The following is a 17340-nucleotide window of genomic DNA, read 5'->3' on the forward strand; positions in this document are numbered from 1 at the left end:
CGTCGTACCGCCCCTTCGTCGTCGTACCGCTAGAGCACCTTCGACAGGAACGCCTGGGTGCGCTCGTGCTGAGGGTTCGTCAGCACCTCGCGGGGGTCGCCGGACTCGACGACCACGCCGCCGTCCATGAAGACCAGGCTGTCGCCGACCTCGCGGGCGAAGCCCATCTCGTGGGTGACGACGACCATCGTCATGCCGGACTCGGCCAGGTCGCGCATGACGTCGAGGACGTCACCGACCAGCTCCGGGTCCAGGGCCGAGGTCGGCTCGTCGAAGAGCATCAGCTTCGGGTCCATCGCCAGGGCCCGCGCGATCGCGACACGCTGCTGCTGGCCGCCGGAGAGCTGCGCCGGGTAGGACTTGGCCTTGTCGGCCAGGCCCACCTTCTCCAGGAGCTCCGTCGCGCGCTCCCGGGCCTGGCCCCGGCCCGTGCCCTTGACCTGGACCGGCGCCTCCATGACGTTCTCGACGGCCGTCATGTGCGGGAACAGGTTGAACCGCTGGAACACCATGCCGATGTCCCGGCGCTGGAGCGCGACCTCGCTGTCCTTGAGCTCGTACAGCTTGTCGCCCTTCTGGCGGTAGCCGACCAGCTCGCCGTCGACGTACAGCCGGCCGGCGTTGATCTTCTCCAGATGGTTGATGCAGCGCAGGAACGTCGACTTGCCGGAGCCCGAGGGGCCGATGAGGCAGAAGACCTCGCCCTGCTTCACTTCCAGGTCGATGCCCTTGAGGACCTCGACCAGTCCGAAGGACTTGTGGACGCCCTCGGCCTTCACCATGGCGGTCATACCGAGCCCCTTTCACGGCTGAACGCCATCATGTTGGCCTTGACCCGCTGCCACGGAGTCGCCGGCAGGCTGCGGGACGAACCGCGGGCGAAACGGCGCTCCAGGTAGTACTGGAAGACGCTGAACACGCTGGTCATGACCAGGTACCAGATGGAGGCCACGAACAGCATCTCCATCACGGCGTACGACGTGGAGCCGATCGTCGAGGTGGCGCGCAGCAGTTCGTTGTACGTCACCGCGTACACCAGCGACGAGGTCTTGAGCATGTTGATGAACTCGTTGCCGGTCGGCGGCACGATCACCCGCATCGCCTGCGGGATCACGATCCGCCGCAGCGTCTTGGCATGGCTCATGCCGAGCGCGTGCGAGGCCTCCGTCTGGCCCTCGTCGACGGCCAGCAGGCCGGCGCGGCAGATCTCCGCCATGTACGCGGCCTCGTTCAGGCCCAGACCCAGCAGGGCGCACATGAACGGGGTCATCACGTCCGTCATCTCGTCCTTGTAGATCGGACCGAGATTCAGCATGGGGAAGATCAGCGCGAGGTTGAACCAGAGGAGGAGCTGGACGTAGACCGGCGTCCCCCGGAAGAACCAGATGTAGACCCAGGCCACCCAGCTCGTCACCGGGTTCTTGGAGAGCCGCATCACGGCCAGCAGCACGCCGAGGACCACACCCACGATCATCGCGAGGACGCTGATCAGCAGGGTGCGGCCGGCGCCGGCGAGGACCGTGGAGTCGAACAGCCGGTCGCCGACCGCGCTCCACTGGATCTTCTCGGCCGTGGCGAACGCGTTGACCAGCAGGGCCACCAGCGCCAGCACGACGACGGCGCTGACGTAGCGGCCGTAGTGGCGGACCGGGATGGCCTTGATGGTCTCCGGCGCGTGGGAGGCCCGCGGCGGCGTGTCCGCGGGCTCCTTGTCGATCTTTTCAGTCACAGTGACTGCCCTTCGGTGGTGCGGGGTCCGTCACTTGCCGCCGTTGATCGCGGCCTTGTCGATGGCGCCGGTCTCGGCGCCCCACTTCTCCAGCACCTTCTTGTACGTGCCGTCCTCGATGATCGCGTTGACGGCCGCTTCCAGGGCGCTCGCGAGTTCCTTGTTGTCCTTGTTCACGGCGATGCCGAACGGACCGGCGTCGACCTGCTCGCCGACGACCTCGAAGGCGTTGCCCCCGTCGGCCTTGCGGGCCAGGTCGATGGCGACCGGGTAGTCGTTGACGCCCGCGACGGCGCCGCCCGACTTCACGCGGGTCTGGGCCTCGGTGTCGTTCTCGAAGGACTCGATGTCGAGCTTCTTCTTGCCGCCGTCCGTGCACTTCTTGGACTGGTCCTGAAGCGCCTTCTCGTACGTCGTCCCGCGCTGAACGGCGACCGTCTGACCGCAGAGGTCGTCGATCGAGCCGATCTTCTTCGGGTTGCCCTTCTGGACGTAGATGGCGGTGCCGGCCGTGAAGTAGTCGACGAAGTCGACGCCCGGGCCGAGCTTCTTGCCGTTGTCCAGGCCCTCCTGACGGTCCTTGGTGTCCGTGATGGAGGACATGGCGACGTCATAGCGGCCGGAGTTCAGCGACGGGATCAGACCGTCGAAGGAGCCCGAGGTGAACTGGAACTCCACGCCCAGCTGCTTGCCCAGCGCGGCGGCGATGTCGGGGTCGACGCCGACGATCTTGCCGCCCTCCTGGTACTCCATGGGGGCGTACTCGGCGTTGGTGCCGACCTTGATGACGCCGGCCTTCTGGATCTTCGCGGGCAGCTTGTCGAACAGCGGAGCCTTGCTGGACGACGCCGACTCCTTGGAGCTGCTGCCGCCGCTGTCCGTCTGGTCACCGCAACCGGTGAGAATCAGGGCGCCTGCGACCGCGATCGCACCTACCGCGGCTGTCCTGGTGCGCGCGGCGGTCGTACGACGGGTGGAGCTTGCGGTCATGGTGGGTTCCTCCGGCGGATGGGTGGAGTTGCCGATGGGCGGGGGCGGCTGCCGATCGGTCCGGCAGCGCTGCCTTCATTCCTCAGGTCGACGAGAGCACACGCCTTCGAGTGTCGCGACCTCGTGTGATTACGGCATCTTGCCATTCGGACTGGACCATTCTGGGGGCCGGTCATGTCAAAATCGGATAACGGGTGACCCCCGAACCGCCTCATGTCCGTACATCGCGACCGGACCATCTGCGGGAATCTGGCATTCCGGCCGGAAGATCTTCGGTGCGATTCGTCGAGCGGGGTGAGCCGGACGGTGCGGTCCGCGGCCGTTCGAGCGGCTCTGCGGTGATCGTCAAGGGCCTGCTGATGGTTTGTCCGGATGACGTTCCATGATTCATGTCACCGGCCTCCGATGATCGATGATCGATTTGCGTTCCGGCATGTGACCTTGCACGTATTGGACTCGTCCTCGACGCCGGTCGTCCGGTAAGAAGGTTCTTTACACCCCTCATCCGGGGCTCAGGGCGCGTGTGCGGCGCGCCCGTCGTGTACCGGCCCGTACGCATCAGTGACCAGGGCCGTACGCGGTGCCCGCCCACTTCTCAACCAGGAGTGGCCACCCTCAAACCATGAAGACCTAAGGGGTAAGACAAAGTGGCAGCGGAGATCGTCAATCCTCGCAGCGACAGCGATACGGGACAGGACGGAGGGGCGGAGCCCCTCGATTCCTTCGACCCCGCGTTCGCGCTGCACCGCGGCGGCAAGATGGCTGTGCAGGCCACCGTGCCGGTCCGTGACAAGGACGACCTGTCCCTCGCGTACACGCCCGGCGTGGCGAAGGTGTGCAGCGCCATCGCCGAGCAGCCGGAGCTCGTCCACGACTACACGTGGAAGTCGTCGGTCGTCGCCGTCGTGACGGACGGTACGGCCGTGCTGGGGCTCGGTGACATCGGGCCCGAAGCCTCCCTCCCGGTGATGGAGGGCAAGGCGATCCTGTTCAAGCAGTTCGGCGGGGTGGACGCGGTTCCGCTCGCGCTGGCCTGCACCGACGTCGACGAGATCATCGAGACCGTGGTCCGTCTCGCGCCGTCCTTCGGCGGCGTGAACCTCGAGGACATCTCGGCTCCTCGGTGCTTCGAGATCGAGAAGCGGCTCCAGGAGCGGCTCGACATTCCCGTCTTCCACGACGACCAGCACGGGACCGCGGTCGTGACGCTGGCCGCCCTGCGCAACGCGGCGCGGCTGAGCGGGCGGTCCATCGGAGATCTTCGTGCGGTGATCTCCGGTGCGGGCGCGGCGGGCGTGGCCATCGCCAAGATGCTCGTCGAGGCGGGCATCGGGGACGTCGCCGTCGCCGACCGGCGCGGTGTCGTGTCCGGTGACCGGGACGACCTCACGTCCGTGAAGCGGGAGCTCGCCGGGTTCACGAACAAGGCGGGGCTGTCCGGGTCGCTGGAGGACGCGCTGGCCGGCGCGGACGTCTTCATCGGCGTGTCCGGCGGCACGGTGCCGGAATCTGCGGTCGCCTCGATGGCGGAGGGCGCCTTCGTGTTCGCGATGGCCAACCCGAATCCCGAGGTGCACCCGGAGGTCGCGCACAAGTACGCGGCCGTGGTCGCCACCGGGCGGTCCGACTTCCCGAACCAGATCAACAACGTGCTGGCGTTTCCGGGGATCTTCGCGGGGGCGCTGCAGGTGCGGGCCTCGCGGATCACGGAGGGCATGAAGATCGCGGCGGCGGAGGCGTTGGCCTCCGTGGTCGGTGACGATCTTGCGGCGGACTATGTGATTCCGTCCCCGTTCGACGAGCGGGTGGCGCCTGCGGTCACTGCGGCGGTGGCTGCGGCGGCTCGGGCGGAGGGGGTTGCTCGCCGCTGAGTTGTGGCGGGTGTGGGGTGGCCCTGTCCGGGGGTTCTTCGGGCGGGGCCATTTCTTTGCCTGGGGGTTGGGCTGATTGGGTGCGGGTGCGGGTGCGGGTGCGGGTGCGGGTGCGGGTTCGGGTTCGGCGGGGGCGGGCGCTTTTTGCGCCGTTCCCCGCGCCCCTGAGTGCCTGCGGCGCAGCTGCGGCCCCGGTGGGGGCTTGTGTAGCGCGTGCGGTTCGGTGGGTGGGTCGGGGCCGGGGTGGGGGGTGTCCGTCCTCGGTCCGGCGGTTGCTGTGCCTTGAGATGTGCTCGGTGACGGACGCCGGCCGCTGCGGGCGGACACCCCCCACCCCGTCCCCTGCGCGCCGTACGCGGCTTGCGCCCCGTGGTCCCGCGCGATCCGGCGAACGGCTCGTGGTGGCGCCGGGTCACTGCAACCCCCTAGGGGCGCGGGGAACTGCGCGACCGGCCACGACGGACCCGCAGTCGCCCGACCACCTGATCCGGCACCCCCATAGGCGCCCCGAAGCGCAACAGGGCGTGTGTCACAACGTCCCCCGGTTCCCCGCGTCGGCGGCGGACCCTATCGTCAAGGTCATGTTCGCTGTCTATGCCGCCCGAATCGACCGCGACAACCCGCTCTCGGGGCTGGAGTTGGGGGAGCGTCCGGCTCCCGAAGCCCGTCCGGGGTGGAGCGTCGTCGATGTCAAGGCCGCTTCCCTGAATCACCACGACCTCTGGTCACTGCGCGGTGTGGGCCTCGCAGAGGACAAGCTTCCGATGATCCTCGGCTGTGACGCCGCCGGTGTCGACGAGGACGGCAACGAGGTCGTCCTGCACTCCGTCATCGGTCAGAGCGGGCACGGGGTCGGTCCCAAGGAGCCGCGCTCCATCCTCACCGAGCGCTACCAGGGAACGTTCGCCGAGCAGGTGACCGTGCCGACCTGGAACGTGCTGCCCAAGCCGAAGGAGCTGTCCTTCGCGGAGGCCGCCTGTCTGCCCACGGCCTGGCTGACGGCGTACCGGATGCTGTTCACGAACGCGGGCGTGCGGCCCGGTGACTCCGTGCTGGTGCAGGGCGCCGGTGGCGGTGTCGCCACGGCCGCCATCGTGCTGGGGAAGGCCGCGGGGCTGCGGGTCTTCGCCACCAGCCGGGACGAGGCCAAGCGGAAGCGCGCGCTGGAGCTCGGGGCCGTGGAGGCCGTGGAGTCGGGTGCGCGGCTGCCGCAGCGGGTGGACGCCGTCATCGAGACGGTGGGTGCCGCCACGTGGTCGCACTCCGTGAAGTCGCTCAAGCCCGGCGGCACGCTGGTCATCTCCGGTGCCACGAGCGGTGACCGCCCCTCGCACGCCGAACTGACCCGGATCTTCTTCCTGGAGTTGAAGGTCGTGGGCTCGACCATGGGGACCAAGGACGAGCTGGAGGATTTGCTCGCGTTCTGTGCGGCTACGGGGGTGCGGCCCGTGATCGACGAGGTGTTGCCCATGGACCGTGCCCGTGAGGGCTTCGAGCGGGTCCAGTCCGGTGAGCAGTTCGGCAAGGTCGTGCTGACGAACGACTGATTTCTTTTCTTTTCCCTTTTGTCGGCGGCCGGTCCGGGTGTGGATCGGCCGCCGATGCTTGTCAACTTTGGTTGACGGGTGAGGCAGTGTCAATGTAGGTTGACGTCATGACCGAAGCAACGGATCTCGCCGAGCGTGCCGGTGATCGCGATCCCCGGGTCGGACTGCGTGCCGTCGCCGCACTGCGCAGGCTGCTGGAGCAGCTGGAGTCGGTGCAGGTGCGCAGTGCGCGCAATCAGGGCTGGTCGTGGCAGGAGATCGCCGCGGAACTCGGAGTGAGCAGGCAGGCCGTGCACAAGAAGTACGGGAGGCATTGATGTTCGAGCGGTTCACGAAGGACGCCCGCGCGGTGGTCGTGGGTGCGGTCGAGCATGCCGAGCGGACGGGGGCCGGGTCCGTGGACGCCGAGCATCTGCTGCTTGCGCTGCTGGACCGGGAGTCCGGTCGGGCCTCGTTCGTCCTGGCCGCTCTCGGGCTCACCGAGCGCTCGGACGCCGTACGGGAGGCTCTGGGCGAGGCGCGGCGGCGGGCCGGGCTGTCACAGGCGGACGCCGAGGCGCTGGCGGGGCTCGGGATCGATGTGTCGGGGATCGTCGCCCGGGTGGAGGAGGTGCACGGGGTCGGGGCGATGTCCGGCGGCCGGAAGGGCAAGGGATCGTGGTCCGGGCGGCGCCCCTTCGGGCGGGACGCCAAGCAGATCCTGGAGAAGGCTCTCCGTGTCGCCGTGGCCCGGCGGGACCGTCATATCGGCGACGAGCACATCCTGCTGGCCCTGACCGTCAGGCCCGGGGTGCCCGGCGAGGTGCTCGCCGATCACGGGGTGACCCATGAGTCGGTCGTGCGCGTCCTCTACGGCGGGGGAGAGGCGAAGGCAGGCTGAGGGGCGCCCGCTCCGGCAGTACGGCCCGCCCGGCGGGGCCGGGGTCGTCGTACCGCCGGAGTCCGGCCGGTTCACGCCTTCGGTGTGCGCAGGAGTGCTCCGATGTGGGCCGCCGCCGTCGACAGATGGCGGCGGGCGTCGCGGAGCTGGTCGGCGGTGATGCCGTGGTCGCGGGCCGCGTCGCGGATGTCGTCGCGGAAGCGGTCGAGCAGGCGGTCCAGGTCGCGGGCCGGGTCGCCGGTGGAGTCCTCGTGGGCCCAGGAGGGTTCGTAGTCGGCGGGGAAGTCCTCCGGGGTGTGGGAGTACTCGGGGCCGGGCGGGGTTCCCTCGGCCTTCTCGGACCTCGCGCCGCCGCGGCCGAAGCCGAAGTCCTTCCCGAACTCCTTGCCGTAGTCCTTCCCGAACTCGCCGAACTCCTTGGCCAGTTCGGTCAGCCCCTCGCGCACCCCGGTCGGCCAGTCGCCGCGCGCGAAGTGGTCCTGCACCTGCTCCTGGACGCGCCGGGCGATCCGCTGCACCTCCTCCTGCGCCTGCTCCCTGGCCCGGTCCTGGGCCTCCTTGGCCTGACGGCGGGCGCGCTGGGCCTCCTCGCGGGCGCGGCGGCTCTCGTCCTTGGCGCGCCGGGCCTGCTCCTTCCACTCCTGCTTGACGCGGCGCATCTCCTCCTTGGCGACGCGCCACGACTCCTTGTCGGCGTACTCCGTGAAGTCCCCGAAGGGGCCCTCGTGTTCGCCGCCGGTGCCCTTGGCGCCGCTGCCACCGCCTCGGCGTGCCTCGCTGGCCGCCGCCCGCACCTCGCGCCGCAGGTCGCCCGCGGCGCCGCGCACGTCGGCCCGGATCTCGGCGGCGAGCTCGGCGACCGACTCGCGGATCTCCAGCTCCAGGTCGGCCAGTTCACCGCTGCGGTCGGCCAGCTCGGCGCGGCCCGCGTCCGTGATGGCGTACACCTTGCGGCCGCCCTCGGTGGTGTGGGTGACCAGTCCTTCCGCCTCCAGCTTGGCCAGACGGGGGTAGACGGTGCCCGCCGAGGGGGCGTAGAGACCCTGGAAGCGCTCCTCCAGGAGCCGGATCACCTCGTAGCCGTGGCGCGGGGCCTCGTCCAGCAGCTTCAGCAGATAGAGGCGGAGGCGGCCGTGGGCGAAGACGGGGGGCATGTCAGAGCACCTTCTTGTCGGTCGTGCCGTCGGCCGGGGAGGGGGGCGAGTCGGGACCCTGGTCCGGGCCGGAAACGGAATTGTCCCCCGATTCGCTGCGGGCGCCGTCCACCGGGGTGCCGGCCACCGGAGGCTGGTCCTCCCACGGCTCCTCCTCGTCCTCCCGGGGCGGGCGGCGCAGAAGGGCGATGGAGCCGGAGACGGTGGTCGCGCGGAGCTTGCCGGTGCCGGCGCCGAGGCGGCCGGTGACCTTGTGGGCACCCCACTGGCCGTGCACGCGCAGGCCCTCGAAGGCGTTGGAGATCGTCCCGCTCGCGGTGTTGGCCTCCACCTCCGCGTCGGCGGGCTGGGGGAGCCGGATGGCGATCTCACCCGAGACGCTGGTCAGCCGGACGTCGGTGGGGCCCTCGGGGTCGAGGTCGATGATCATCGAGCCGCTGACGGAGTCGGCCCGCACGGAGGGGCCGGAGCCCTCGACGACCGTGAGATCCCCGGAGACCGAGTTGAAGCGCAGGTCGCCGGTGACCGCCTGGGCCTCCAGGTTCCCGGAGACGGTGTCGGCGCGGACGGGGCCGGAGAGGCCGACGAGGGTCGTGTCGCCGTTGACCCCCTTGACCACCGAGGGGCCGCGCACTCCCGACACGACGGCCGCGGCGCTCACCACGCCCACCTCCACGCGGGTGTCGGCCGGCACGGCCAGCGACACGACCGCGCTGCGCCGCCAGCCCTTGCGGTCGAGCCACTTGAGGAAGCCCTTCCAGGGCAGGTCCTCGTAGGCCACCGTGAGAATCCCGCCCTCCTGGGTGACGACGAGGGGCGGCCCGTCGATCTCGGACACCTCCAGGCGGGCGGAACCTTCGTCCGTGCCCACCACGTTCACCGTTCCGTTGACGGTGCGTACGTGGAGTTCGCGTACGGGCTCGTCGAAGGTGAGCTTCCTGGGCTCAGTGACGGACCACTCGGACATGGTGCAGACCTCCCCGTAGCAACGCGCCATATCGCGTCTCCTGCAATTCACGATATATCGTGGACGTCGAAAGTCAAGACACTCTTCCGGGGGGCACGAAGGGCGTAAATATGACCAATCGCCTTGAATCGCCCTAGCGTGTGACCATGCCGACGGAAGCCACCTCCCGCACCGCTCGCACCGGCCCCGCCCCCGGCGCCCTGCTGCTCTGCCGGGCCGAGCCGGAAGCCGTGGCCCCCGCCGCCCGGCTGCTGCGCGAGCGGATGCTGCTCACGCGCGCGGGGCAGGGGTGGAGCGTCCTCGTGCCGGAAGGAGGGCCGTGGCAGCGTGGTGAGGAGCCGGTCGACCGCGTCATGACGGGTTGGGCCGGTGCCCTGGCCGTCGGCGCTCCCTGGCCCGTTCTCGCCCTGTGGTGGGACGCCGACCGCGGCGGCTACACCCTCGCGTCCGGCTTCCGCCGTCCCGTCGGCTACATCTGGCTCACCAACGGGACCCCGGCCGGCGAGGACGAGGCCATGCGCACCTTCGCGGCCCGGCTGGGCCTCGACCCGGTCCTGGACGTCCAGTCCCTGGACCGGCTCACCGAGCCGGACCCCACCTCCGACGCCCGCGCCCGTCTGCGCGGCCTGCTGGCGGTCCTCACGCGCGTGGGTCTGACACTTCCCGCGGGCCTCGCTCCCGGCGAACCGGCCGACCGCCTCCACGAGGTGGCCCGGGACCGCGCGGACGCCCACCCGATCGAGGGGGAGGCCCGGACGGTCGAGGGGGAGGTCCGGACGGAAGCGGTCCACAGCGAGCTCGCAGCGGCCGCGGGCCCTCGCCTCGCCCCGTGGCTCCCGTGGTCCGGCGACCCCAGGGCCCGTGCCCTCGCGCTGGCCCAGATGGCGGCAGGCCTCCCGCTGGCGGCCTGGGGCCTGCGCCACCGCAGCGGCGGCTGGCTCACGGCGGGGGCGCTGCTGCTGGCGCACGGCGCGCTCGGGCTGTCGTACGACCTCACGCACCCCCGGGACTGAAACCCGGTCCGCGCAGCACAAAGGGCGCCCCCGAAGGAGCGCCCCGCTGCCCTGCTGCTACTCGTCGTCCTCGTCGTCCAGTCGGGCCAGCCAGGTGGCGAGCCGCTCCACCGGCACCTCGAAGTCGGGATTGAGATCGACGAACGTCCGCAGCTGCTCGGCCAGCCACTCGAAGGTGACCTCCTCCTCGCCGCGCCGCTTCTCCAGTTCCTCGATGCCACGGTCCGTGAAGTACATGCCGTCAAGGATAAGTGCGCTCGAAACGGCCGGGCCGCACCCCTCGGGAGAGGGATGCGGCCCGGTCACGTACTGCCCGCGTGAGCGGTTACGCCTCGAACACCTCACGCACCAGCTGCTCCTGCTCCGCCTGGTGCCGCTTGGCGGAACCGACGGCCGGGGAGGAGCTGTGCGGGCGGGAGATCCGCCGCAGTCGCTCGCCGTGCGGGATGTCCGCGCCGACCGCCAGGTCCAGGTGGTCGATCAGGTTGAGGGCGATGAACGGCCAGGCGCCCTGGTTCGCCGGCTCCTCCTGGGCCCACAGGTACTTCTCGGCGTTCGGGTACTTGGCGATCTCCGCCTGGAGCTCGGCACCCGGGAGCGGGTACAGGCGCTCGATGCGGATGATCGCCGTGTCCGTGATGCCGCGCTTCTGACGCTCGGCCTCGAGGTCGTAGTACAGCTTGCCCGCCACGAAGACGACCTTGCGGACCGCGGCGGCGTCCACGGACGTGTCCCCGATGACCGGGCGGAACTGACCCGAGGTGAACTCCTCCGTCTTCGACGCGGCGGCCTTCAGGCGCAGCATCGACTTCGGGGTGAAGACCACCAGCGGCTTGTGGTGCGGGTTGTGCACCTGCCACCGCAGGAGGTGGAAGTAGTTCGACGGCAGGGTCGGCATCGCGACCGTCATGTTGTTCTGCGCGCACAGCTGCAGGAAGCGCTCCACGCGGGCCGAGGAGTGGTCCGGGCCCTGGCCCTCGTAGCCGTGCGGGAGGAGCAGGGTGACGCCGGACGTCTGGCCCCACTTCTGCTCGGCCGCCGAGATGTACTCGTCGACGATCGTCTGCGCGCCGTTGACGAAGTCGCCGAACTGCGCTTCCCACAGCACGAGCGCGTCGGGGCGGGCCAGCGAGTAGCCGTACTCGAAGCCCATGACCGCGTACTCGGACAGCAGGGAGTTGTAGACGTTGTAGCGGGCCTGGTCCTCGTTGAGGTACTGGAGCGGGGTGTACTCCTCGCCCGTCTCGCGGTCGATGAGGACCGCGTGCCGCTGGCCGAAGGTGCCGCGCTGGGAGTCCTGGCCGGAGAGGCGAACCGGGGTGCCCTCCAGGAGCAGGGAGCCGACGGCCAGCGTCTCGCCCATGCCCCAGTCGATCGTGCCGTCCTCGACCATCGACGCCCGGCGCTGCAGCTGCGGCAGCAGACGCGGGTGGACGTGGAAGGTGTCGGGGATGTTGACCTGGGACTCGGCGATCCGCTTCACGACCTCCGCGGAGATCGCGGTGTTCACGGCGACCGGGAACTCGGCCTGCGGGTCGGAGACGGGACCGGCGGCCGGCTGGGCCGTGACGGCCTCGCGGACCTCGGTGAAGACCTTCTCCAGCTGGCCCTGGTAGTCCTGCAGGGCCTGCTCGGCCTCTTCCAGGGTGATGTCGCCGCGACCGATGAGGGACTCGGTGTACAGCTTGCGCACCGAGCGCTTCTTGTCGATCAGGTCGTACATCAGCGGCTGGGTGAAGGCCGGGTTGTCCGACTCGTTGTGACCGCGGCGGCGGTAGCAGATGAGGTCGATCACCACGTCCTTGTTGAACGCCTGGCGGAACTCGAAGGCCAGACGCGCGACACGCACGACCGCCTCCGGGTCGTCGCCGTTCACGTGGAAGATCGGGGCCTCGATCATGCGGGCCACGTCGGTGGCGTACATCGACGAGCGCGAGGACTCCGGCGCCGCCGTGAAGCCGACCTGGTTGTTGATGACGATGTGGACCGTGCCGCCGGTGCGGTAACCCCGCAGCTGCGACATGTTCAGGGTCTCGGCCACCACGCCCTGGCCCGCGAAGGCCGCGTCGCCGTGCAGGGCGACCGGCAGGACGGTGAAGTCCGTGCCGCCCTTGTTGATGATGTCCTGCTTGGCGCGGACGATGCCCTCGATGACCGGGTCGACCGTCTCCAGGTGGGAGGGGTTCGCGGCCAGCGAGACCTTGATCTGCTCGCCGTCCAGGCCGGTGAAGGTGCCCTGGGCGCCCAGGTGGTACTTCACGTCGCCGGAGCCGTGCATCGACTTCGGGTCGAGGTTGCCCTCGAACTCGCGGAAGATCTGCGCGTACGACTTGCCGACGATGTTCGCGAGGACGTTCAGGCGGCCGCGGTGGGCCATGCCGATGACGACCTCGTCCAGACGGGACTCGGCGGCCGAGTCGAGGACCGCGTCGAGCAGCGGGATGACGGACTCGCCGCCCTCCAGGGAGAAGCGCTTCTGGCCGACGTACTTCGTCTGCAGGAAGGTCTCGAAGGCCTCGGCGGCGTTCAGCCGGCGCAGGATGCGCAGCTGCTCCTCGCGCTCGGGCTTGGTGTGCGAGCGCTCGATGCGGTCCTGGATCCACCTACGCTGCTTCGGGTCCTGGATGTGCATGAACTCGACGCCGGTGGTGCGGCAGTACGAGTCGCGCAGCACGCCGAGGATGTCGCGCAGCTTCATCAGGGACTTGCCGGCGAAGCCGCCGACCGCGAACTCCCGCTCCAGGTCCCACAGGGTGAGGCCGTGCTCGGTGATGTCCAGGTCGGGGTGCTTGCGCTGGCGGTACTCCAGCGGGTCGGTGTCGGCCATGACGTGGCCGCGGACCCGGTAGGAGTGGATCAGCTCGAAGACGCGGGCGGCCTTGGTGACGTCGTCGTCGTGCGAGGCGTCGATGTCCTTGAGCCAGCGGACCGGCTCGTAGGGGATGCGCAGGGCCTCGAAGATCTCGTCGTAGAAGCCGTTCTCGCCGAGGAGGTAGTTGGCGACGACGCGCAGGAACTCGCCGGAGGCGGCGCCCTGGATGACCCGGTGGTCGTAGGTCGACGTGAGCGTCATGACCTTCGAGATGCCGAGCTTGTTCAGGGTGTCCTGGGAGGTGCCCTGGAACTCCGCCGGGTAGTCCATGGAGCCGACGCCCATGATGACCGACTGTCCGGGCATCAGACGCGGCACGGAGTGCACGGTGCCGAGGCCGCCCGGGTTGGTCAGGGAGACCGTGACACCGGAGAAGTCGTCCATCGTCAGCTTGCCGTCACGGGCACGGCGGACGATGTCCTCGTAGGCCTGCCAGAACTCGAAGAAGTTCAGCGTCTCGGCCTTCTTGATGCCCGCGACGACCAGCTGGCGGTCACCGTTGGGCTTCACCAGGTCGATGGCGAGGCCGAAGTTGACGTGCGGCGGCTTGACGAGGGTGGGCTTCCCGTCCTTCTCCGCGTAGTGCCAGTTCATCGACGGCATGGCCTTGATGGCCTGCACCATCGCGTACCCGATCAGGTGCGTGAAGGAGATCTTCCCGCCCCGGGCGCGCTTGAGGTGGTTGTTGATGACGATGCGGTTGTCGAAGAGCAGCTTCACCGGGACCGCGCGCACGGACGTGGCCGTGGGCAGCTCCAGGGAGGCGTTCATGTTCTTCGCGACCGCGGCGGCGGGACCGCGCAGGGTCACCAGCTCCGGGCCCTCCGCGGAAGCACCGTCGGCGGCCGGCTTCGCGGCGGGCTTCGCAGCCGCGGGCTTGGCGGCCGGAGCGGCCTGAGCCGGAGCGGCGGCCTTGGCCGGGGCCGGAGCCGCAGCGGCAGGCTTGGCCGCCGGAGCGGCGGCGGGCGCCGGTGCGGGCACCTGAGCCGGGGCGGCGGCGGCCGGGGCGGCGGACGCGGTGGTGGTCTCCGCGGCCCCCGCGGCCGCGGTACCCGCCGCAGCCGGAGCGGCAGCCCCCGACTTGTAGTCGGCGAAGAAGTCCCACCAGGCGCGGTCTACCGAATTCGGGTCCTGGAGGTACTGCTGATAGATCTCGTCGACGAGCCACTCGTTCGGGCCGAACGCGGCAGCGGGGTTCTTGCCCGCTTGGTCTGCGTCGGTCGAGATGCTCGAGTTACTGGGGGACTGTGGCGACACGGCGGCAACCGCCCTCTTCCGCTTCACAAGGTGATGGACAGCGGAAATAAAGGCTACGCCCCCGAGACGGTGAAGGTCAGGCCGGGCCGGTCCATCGTCGTGTAAGTCACATCAAAGAGCGGGTTTCGGGGGTGAAAATGGCGGGAAACAACCGTGGTTCCGCTGCGTGAACCCGCCTGAGGGAAGGGCCGAGCGGGGCTCTGCGCGACTGCGGCGCGGCCCTCTGCCTGATCACACGTGTCCGTCAGCGCGGAACAGAGATGGATCTTGTGGCTCCGCTTCGAACTTTACGTCAACTTGGCAGAGATGGAAGTCCCGGAAGGGTGACAAGAATCCGGCAGCCCCGCTCGGATTCGGCCACTCCGATCCGGCCGCCGTGCAGATCCACCGCCCACCGGGCGATCGCGAGCCCCAGCCCGGTGCCGCCGTCGCTGCCCGGACCGTGCGGCCGCATGACCTGGCCGCGGTTGAACCGCTCGAAGACGCGGTGCCACTCGGAGCGCGGAATGCCGGGGCCCTCGTCGAGGACCTCCAGCTCGAGCGACTCGGGCAGCGACCCGCGCCGCGCCTTGACCGTCACCCGGCCGTGCGCCGGGCTGTGCTTGACCGCGTTGTCGATCAGGTTGGCCACGACCTGGTGGATGCGCTCCGGATCGGCGTGCGCGGTCAGCTCCGGCGGCGACACGTCGAGATGCAGATGCACGTCGTTGCGCGTGTGGCTGCCCGATCCGGAGGCGATGCCCGCGCGCGCGGAGGCGACCATGTTGGCCTCCTTCAGCACGCCCGACAGATACGGCCACACCTCGAAACGGCGCTTCTTCAGCGGTACGACGCCGTTGTCCAGGCGGGACAGGTCCAGCAGGGTCTCCACCAGCCGGCCGAGCCGCTCGGTCTGCTTCAGGGCCGTGCGCATGGTCTCCGGGTCGGCCTGGGTGACCCCGTCGACGATGTTCTCCAGCACCGCGCGCAGACCAGCGATGGGTGTGCGCAGCTCGTGGGAGACATTTGCCACAAGTTCCTTGCGCTGGCGTTCCTGGGCCTCCAGGTCGTCCGCCATGCGGTTGATCGTCTGGGCGAGGTCGCCCAGCTCGTCCCGGCGGTTCTCACGGACCCGGCGGGTGTAGTCGCCGTGCGAGATGGACCGGGCGACCGCGTTCATGTCGTCCAGGGGCGCGGTGAGCGAATGCGCCACGAACTGCGTGATGAGCAGTGTGGCGATCATCGAGAAGACCGTGATGAAGCGCAGCTCGGTCGCCGTGCGCATCGCGATCATCATCAGCCCGGTGGTGATGAGGACCGCGATGACGACCAGGGCGCCCAGCTTGGTCTTGATCGAGAACGGGCTCACTCCGCCCCAGGGCTCCCTGGGGCTTCTCCGGCCGGCCGGACCCTCGCTCATGGCGTCGGCGTCTCCAGGGCGTAGCCCACACCGTGCACCGTGCGGATCCGCTCGGCGCCGATCTTCCGGCGCAGCGCCTTGATGTGGCTGTCGACGGTCCGGGTGCCCGAGGCGTCCGCCCAGTCCCACACCTCGGCCAGCAGCTGCTCACGGGAGAGCACCGCGCGCGGGGTGTTCGCCAGGCACACCAGGAGGTCGAACTCGGTGGGCGTCAGATGCACGTCCTCCGAGCGCACCCGTACCCGGCGCTGCGCGTGGTCGATCTCCAGCTCGCCGAGCCGGAGAATGCCGGACCGGGGCGTCGCCGCGGCCAGCGCCGCCCGCTCGACCCGCCGCAGCAGGACGTGGACGCGCGCGGCCAGCTCGCGCATCGAGAACGGCTTGGTCATGTAGTCGTCGGCGCCGACGCCGAGCCCGACCAGCATGTCGGTCTCGTCGTCCCGCGCGGTGAGCATCATCACCGGCACCGGACGGGCGGCCTGCACGCGACGGCAGACCTCCAGACCGTCGAAGCCGGGCAGCATGATGTCGAGGATCAGCAGGTCCGGCTGCCAGGCCTCGGCCGTGTCCACCGCCGACGGACCGTCGACCGCCGTTTGCACGAGGAATCCCTCGGCGCGCAGGCGGGTCGCGATGGCGTCGACGATCGTCGGATCGTCCTCGACGACCAGAACCCGGCGCTGTGCGCCCGGGGTAGCCGTCGAACCGTTGTGGGAGGTGTGTGTCTGCTCCATCGCCCGCCCCTGGGGAGTGCTTTCCGGAACCATGTGGGGTGATTCCTTGTCTGCGCATGACTGCGATTGACGCTTGAATGATCGGCGTAGGGAAGCAGAGTACGGGGAGTCATCACCCCTTTGCTATCCAGGTCGGACGGCGAGATGTACGACGTCGGGTACGCCCCGGGCAACGGGGATCTCCTCGGTACGTACCTGCTGGAACCCGGCATTTGCTAGGGATCCCTCAAATTCCGCAGAGGGTTTCGCGGACCACACGGCCAGTACCCCGCCCGGCTTCAACACCCTTGCGCAGCTTGTGAGTCCGGTACGCGCGTAGAGGCCGTGGTTGCCGTCCGTGACCGTCCAGTCGGGTCCGTTGTCGATGTCGAGGCACAGCGCGTCAAAAGTGGCGCATGTCTCATTGACGAATCCGACTAGATCCGTTTCCAGAATGTTCGTCCGGGGATCGGCCAACGCCTCGGCCGAGAGCGCCGACAGCGGACCCGCCCCGCGGTGCCAGTCGATGATCGCCGGCTCCCGCTCGACGACCGTGATCCGGCCCCAGCGCGGGTTCGCGGCCGCGTGTGCGAGCGAGAAGCCGACGCCGAGACCGCCGATGAGGACGTGCGGTTCCGGGCGGTCGTCCAGTGCGCCGAGCGCCGCGTCGACGAGCCTGCGCTCCGAGCGCCCGTCGGAGGTGTCCATCAGGAAGCAGCCGTTGGCGATGATCTGGAGCAACTCGCCGTGGCGCCGCAGGACGACCTCCCCGTGGGGGCCCTCGCGACGGTCCAGGACTTCGGGAATGTCGTACGAGGTGGGCATCGGCCCATCCTGGCAGGGCGGACGGGGCGGGCCGACCGAATTACAGGTTCTTGAGAAGTCGCTGTGAATCGGGTTCAGGGTGGCGCCGGTCACAGACAGCGGGTGGGTCGGACGCGAAGGGTG

General features: G+C 69.6%; 15 protein-coding genes. 5 read left to right on the plus strand and 10 right to left on the minus strand.

Annotated elements, in window-relative coordinates:
• Positions 1-29: 29 nt before the first annotated feature.
• The 3 genes from IOD14_RS07290 to IOD14_RS07300 are packed head-to-tail and all read right to left on the minus strand — an operon-like array spanning position 30 to position 2719.
• Positions 30-791 carry an amino acid ABC transporter ATP-binding protein gene (locus tag IOD14_RS07290; RefSeq protein WP_123991604.1) on the minus strand — a complete coding sequence of 254 codons (762 nt, stop codon included), beginning with the start codon at positions 789-791 and terminating at the stop codon, positions 30-32.
• Positions 788-1729 carry an amino acid ABC transporter permease gene (locus IOD14_RS07295; RefSeq protein WP_123991605.1) on the minus strand — a complete coding sequence of 314 codons (942 nt, stop codon included), beginning with the start codon at positions 1727-1729 and terminating at the stop codon, positions 788-790. The genes IOD14_RS07290 and IOD14_RS07295 overlap by 4 nt, the downstream gene beginning before the upstream one ends.
• A gap of 30 nt (positions 1730-1759) precedes the next feature.
• A complete protein-coding gene (locus IOD14_RS07300) occupies positions 1760-2719 on the minus strand; it encodes an ABC transporter substrate-binding protein (protein WP_123991606.1) in 960 nt (319 codons plus the stop codon).
• Between the two features lie 647 nt (positions 2720-3366).
• Between IOD14_RS07300 and IOD14_RS07305 the strand changes: the two genes are divergently transcribed.
• The 4 genes from IOD14_RS07305 (at position 3367) to IOD14_RS07320 (ending at position 7017) form a co-directional block, all read left to right on the plus strand.
• Positions 3367-4590, plus strand: a complete 1224-nt coding sequence (locus tag IOD14_RS07305) for an NADP-dependent malic enzyme (protein ID WP_212669906.1) — start codon at positions 3367-3369, stop codon at positions 4588-4590.
• 581 nt (positions 4591-5171) lie between these two features.
• A complete protein-coding gene (locus tag IOD14_RS07310; RefSeq protein ID WP_123991608.1) occupies positions 5172-6137 on the plus strand; it encodes a zinc-binding dehydrogenase in 966 nt (321 codons plus the stop codon).
• A gap of 107 nt (positions 6138-6244) precedes the next feature.
• Positions 6245-6454: an HTH domain-containing protein gene (locus IOD14_RS07315; RefSeq protein ID WP_007384656.1), complete on the plus strand. Its 210-nt coding sequence runs from the start codon at positions 6245-6247 to the stop codon at positions 6452-6454.
• The gene (locus IOD14_RS07320; protein ID WP_123991609.1) at positions 6454-7017 is read left to right on the plus strand and encodes a Clp protease N-terminal domain-containing protein; all 564 of its coding nucleotides are present in this window, start codon (positions 6454-6456) and stop codon (positions 7015-7017) included. The genes IOD14_RS07315 and IOD14_RS07320 overlap by 1 nt, the downstream gene beginning before the upstream one ends.
• A 71-nt stretch (positions 7018-7088) precedes the next feature.
• Here the strand turns inward: IOD14_RS07320 and IOD14_RS07325 are convergent, their stop codons facing one another.
• Both IOD14_RS07325 and IOD14_RS07330 read right to left on the minus strand, forming a co-directional pair.
• Complete coding sequence (locus IOD14_RS07325) at positions 7089-8171, minus strand: PadR family transcriptional regulator (protein WP_123991610.1); 1083 nt, start codon at positions 8169-8171, stop codon at positions 7089-7091.
• Between the two features lies 1 nt (position 8172).
• On the minus strand, positions 8173-9138 hold the full coding sequence (locus IOD14_RS07330) for a DUF4097 family beta strand repeat-containing protein (protein WP_212669907.1): 966 nt from the start codon (positions 9136-9138) through the stop codon (positions 8173-8175).
• A 146-nt stretch (positions 9139-9284) separates the two neighbouring features.
• Here IOD14_RS07330 and IOD14_RS07335 point away from each other — a divergent pair, with 146 nt between their 5' ends.
• Positions 9285-10151, plus strand: a complete 867-nt coding sequence (locus tag IOD14_RS07335; RefSeq protein ID WP_123991612.1) for a hypothetical protein — start codon at positions 9285-9287, stop codon at positions 10149-10151.
• 57 nt (positions 10152-10208) lie between these two features.
• On the opposite strand, the gene IOD14_RS07340 is transcribed toward IOD14_RS07335, so the two are convergent.
• The 5 genes from IOD14_RS07340 to IOD14_RS07360 all read right to left on the minus strand — a co-directional run bounded on the left by IOD14_RS07340 (position 10209) and on the right by IOD14_RS07360 (position 17217).
• A complete protein-coding gene (locus IOD14_RS07340; RefSeq protein WP_003992906.1) occupies positions 10209-10388 on the minus strand; it encodes a DUF6104 family protein in 180 nt (59 codons plus the stop codon).
• An 88-nt stretch (positions 10389-10476) separates the two neighbouring features.
• Entirely contained in the window at positions 10477-14280 is a 3804-nt protein-coding gene (locus IOD14_RS07345; protein WP_123991613.1) for a multifunctional oxoglutarate decarboxylase/oxoglutarate dehydrogenase thiamine pyrophosphate-binding subunit/dihydrolipoyllysine-residue succinyltransferase subunit, read from the minus strand.
• A gap of 292 nt (positions 14281-14572) precedes the next feature.
• Positions 14573-15679: an ATP-binding protein gene (locus tag IOD14_RS07350; protein ID WP_123991614.1), complete on the minus strand. Its 1107-nt coding sequence runs from the start codon at positions 15677-15679 to the stop codon at positions 14573-14575.
• Positions 15676-16413, minus strand: a complete 738-nt coding sequence (locus IOD14_RS07355; RefSeq protein WP_031038660.1) for a response regulator transcription factor — start codon at positions 16411-16413, stop codon at positions 15676-15678. Before IOD14_RS07355 ends, IOD14_RS07350 begins: the two co-directional genes overlap by 4 nt.
• Before the next feature lie 123 nt (positions 16414-16536).
• On the minus strand, positions 16537-17217 hold the full coding sequence (locus IOD14_RS07360; protein WP_212669908.1) for a spermidine synthase: 681 nt from the start codon (positions 17215-17217) through the stop codon (positions 16537-16539).
• Between the last annotated feature and the right edge of the window lie 123 nt (positions 17218-17340).

This window comes from Streptomyces sp. A2-16, assembly GCF_018128905.1.
In the GTDB taxonomy this organism is placed as follows: Bacteria; Actinomycetota; Actinomycetes; order Streptomycetales; family Streptomycetaceae; genus Streptomyces.

What these genes read in the sequence shown, in the direction of transcription:
- IOD14_RS07290 (WP_123991604.1), bottom strand. Translation starts at nt 791, where the DNA reads ATGACCGCCATGGTGAAGGCCGAGGGCGTCCACAAGTCCTTCGGACTG.
- IOD14_RS07300 (WP_123991606.1), bottom strand. Translation starts at nt 2,719, where the DNA reads ATGACCGCAAGCTCCACCCGTCGTACGACCGCCGCGCGCACCAGGACA.
- IOD14_RS07310 (WP_123991608.1), top strand. Translation starts at nt 5,172, where the DNA reads ATGTTCGCTGTCTATGCCGCCCGAATCGACCGCGACAACCCGCTCTCG.
- IOD14_RS07315 (WP_007384656.1), top strand. Translation starts at nt 6,245, where the DNA reads ATGACCGAAGCAACGGATCTCGCCGAGCGTGCCGGTGATCGCGATCCC.
- IOD14_RS07320 (WP_123991609.1), top strand. Translation starts at nt 6,454, where the DNA reads ATGTTCGAGCGGTTCACGAAGGACGCCCGCGCGGTGGTCGTGGGTGCG.
- IOD14_RS07325 (WP_123991610.1), bottom strand. Translation starts at nt 8,171, where the DNA reads ATGCCCCCCGTCTTCGCCCACGGCCGCCTCCGCCTCTATCTGCTGAAG.
- IOD14_RS07330 (WP_212669907.1), bottom strand. Translation starts at nt 9,138, where the DNA reads ATGTCCGAGTGGTCCGTCACTGAGCCCAGGAAGCTCACCTTCGACGAG.
- IOD14_RS07335 (WP_123991612.1), top strand. Translation starts at nt 9,285, where the DNA reads ATGCCGACGGAAGCCACCTCCCGCACCGCTCGCACCGGCCCCGCCCCC.
- IOD14_RS07340 (WP_003992906.1), bottom strand. Translation starts at nt 10,388, where the DNA reads ATGTACTTCACGGACCGTGGCATCGAGGAACTGGAGAAGCGGCGCGGC.
- IOD14_RS07350 (WP_123991614.1), bottom strand. Translation starts at nt 15,679, where the DNA reads ATGAGCGAGGGTCCGGCCGGCCGGAGAAGCCCCAGGGAGCCCTGGGGC.
- IOD14_RS07355 (WP_031038660.1), bottom strand. Translation starts at nt 16,413, where the DNA reads ATGGAGCAGACACACACCTCCCACAACGGTTCGACGGCTACCCCGGGC.
- IOD14_RS07360 (WP_212669908.1), bottom strand. Translation starts at nt 17,217, where the DNA reads ATGCCCACCTCGTACGACATTCCCGAAGTCCTGGACCGTCGCGAGGGC.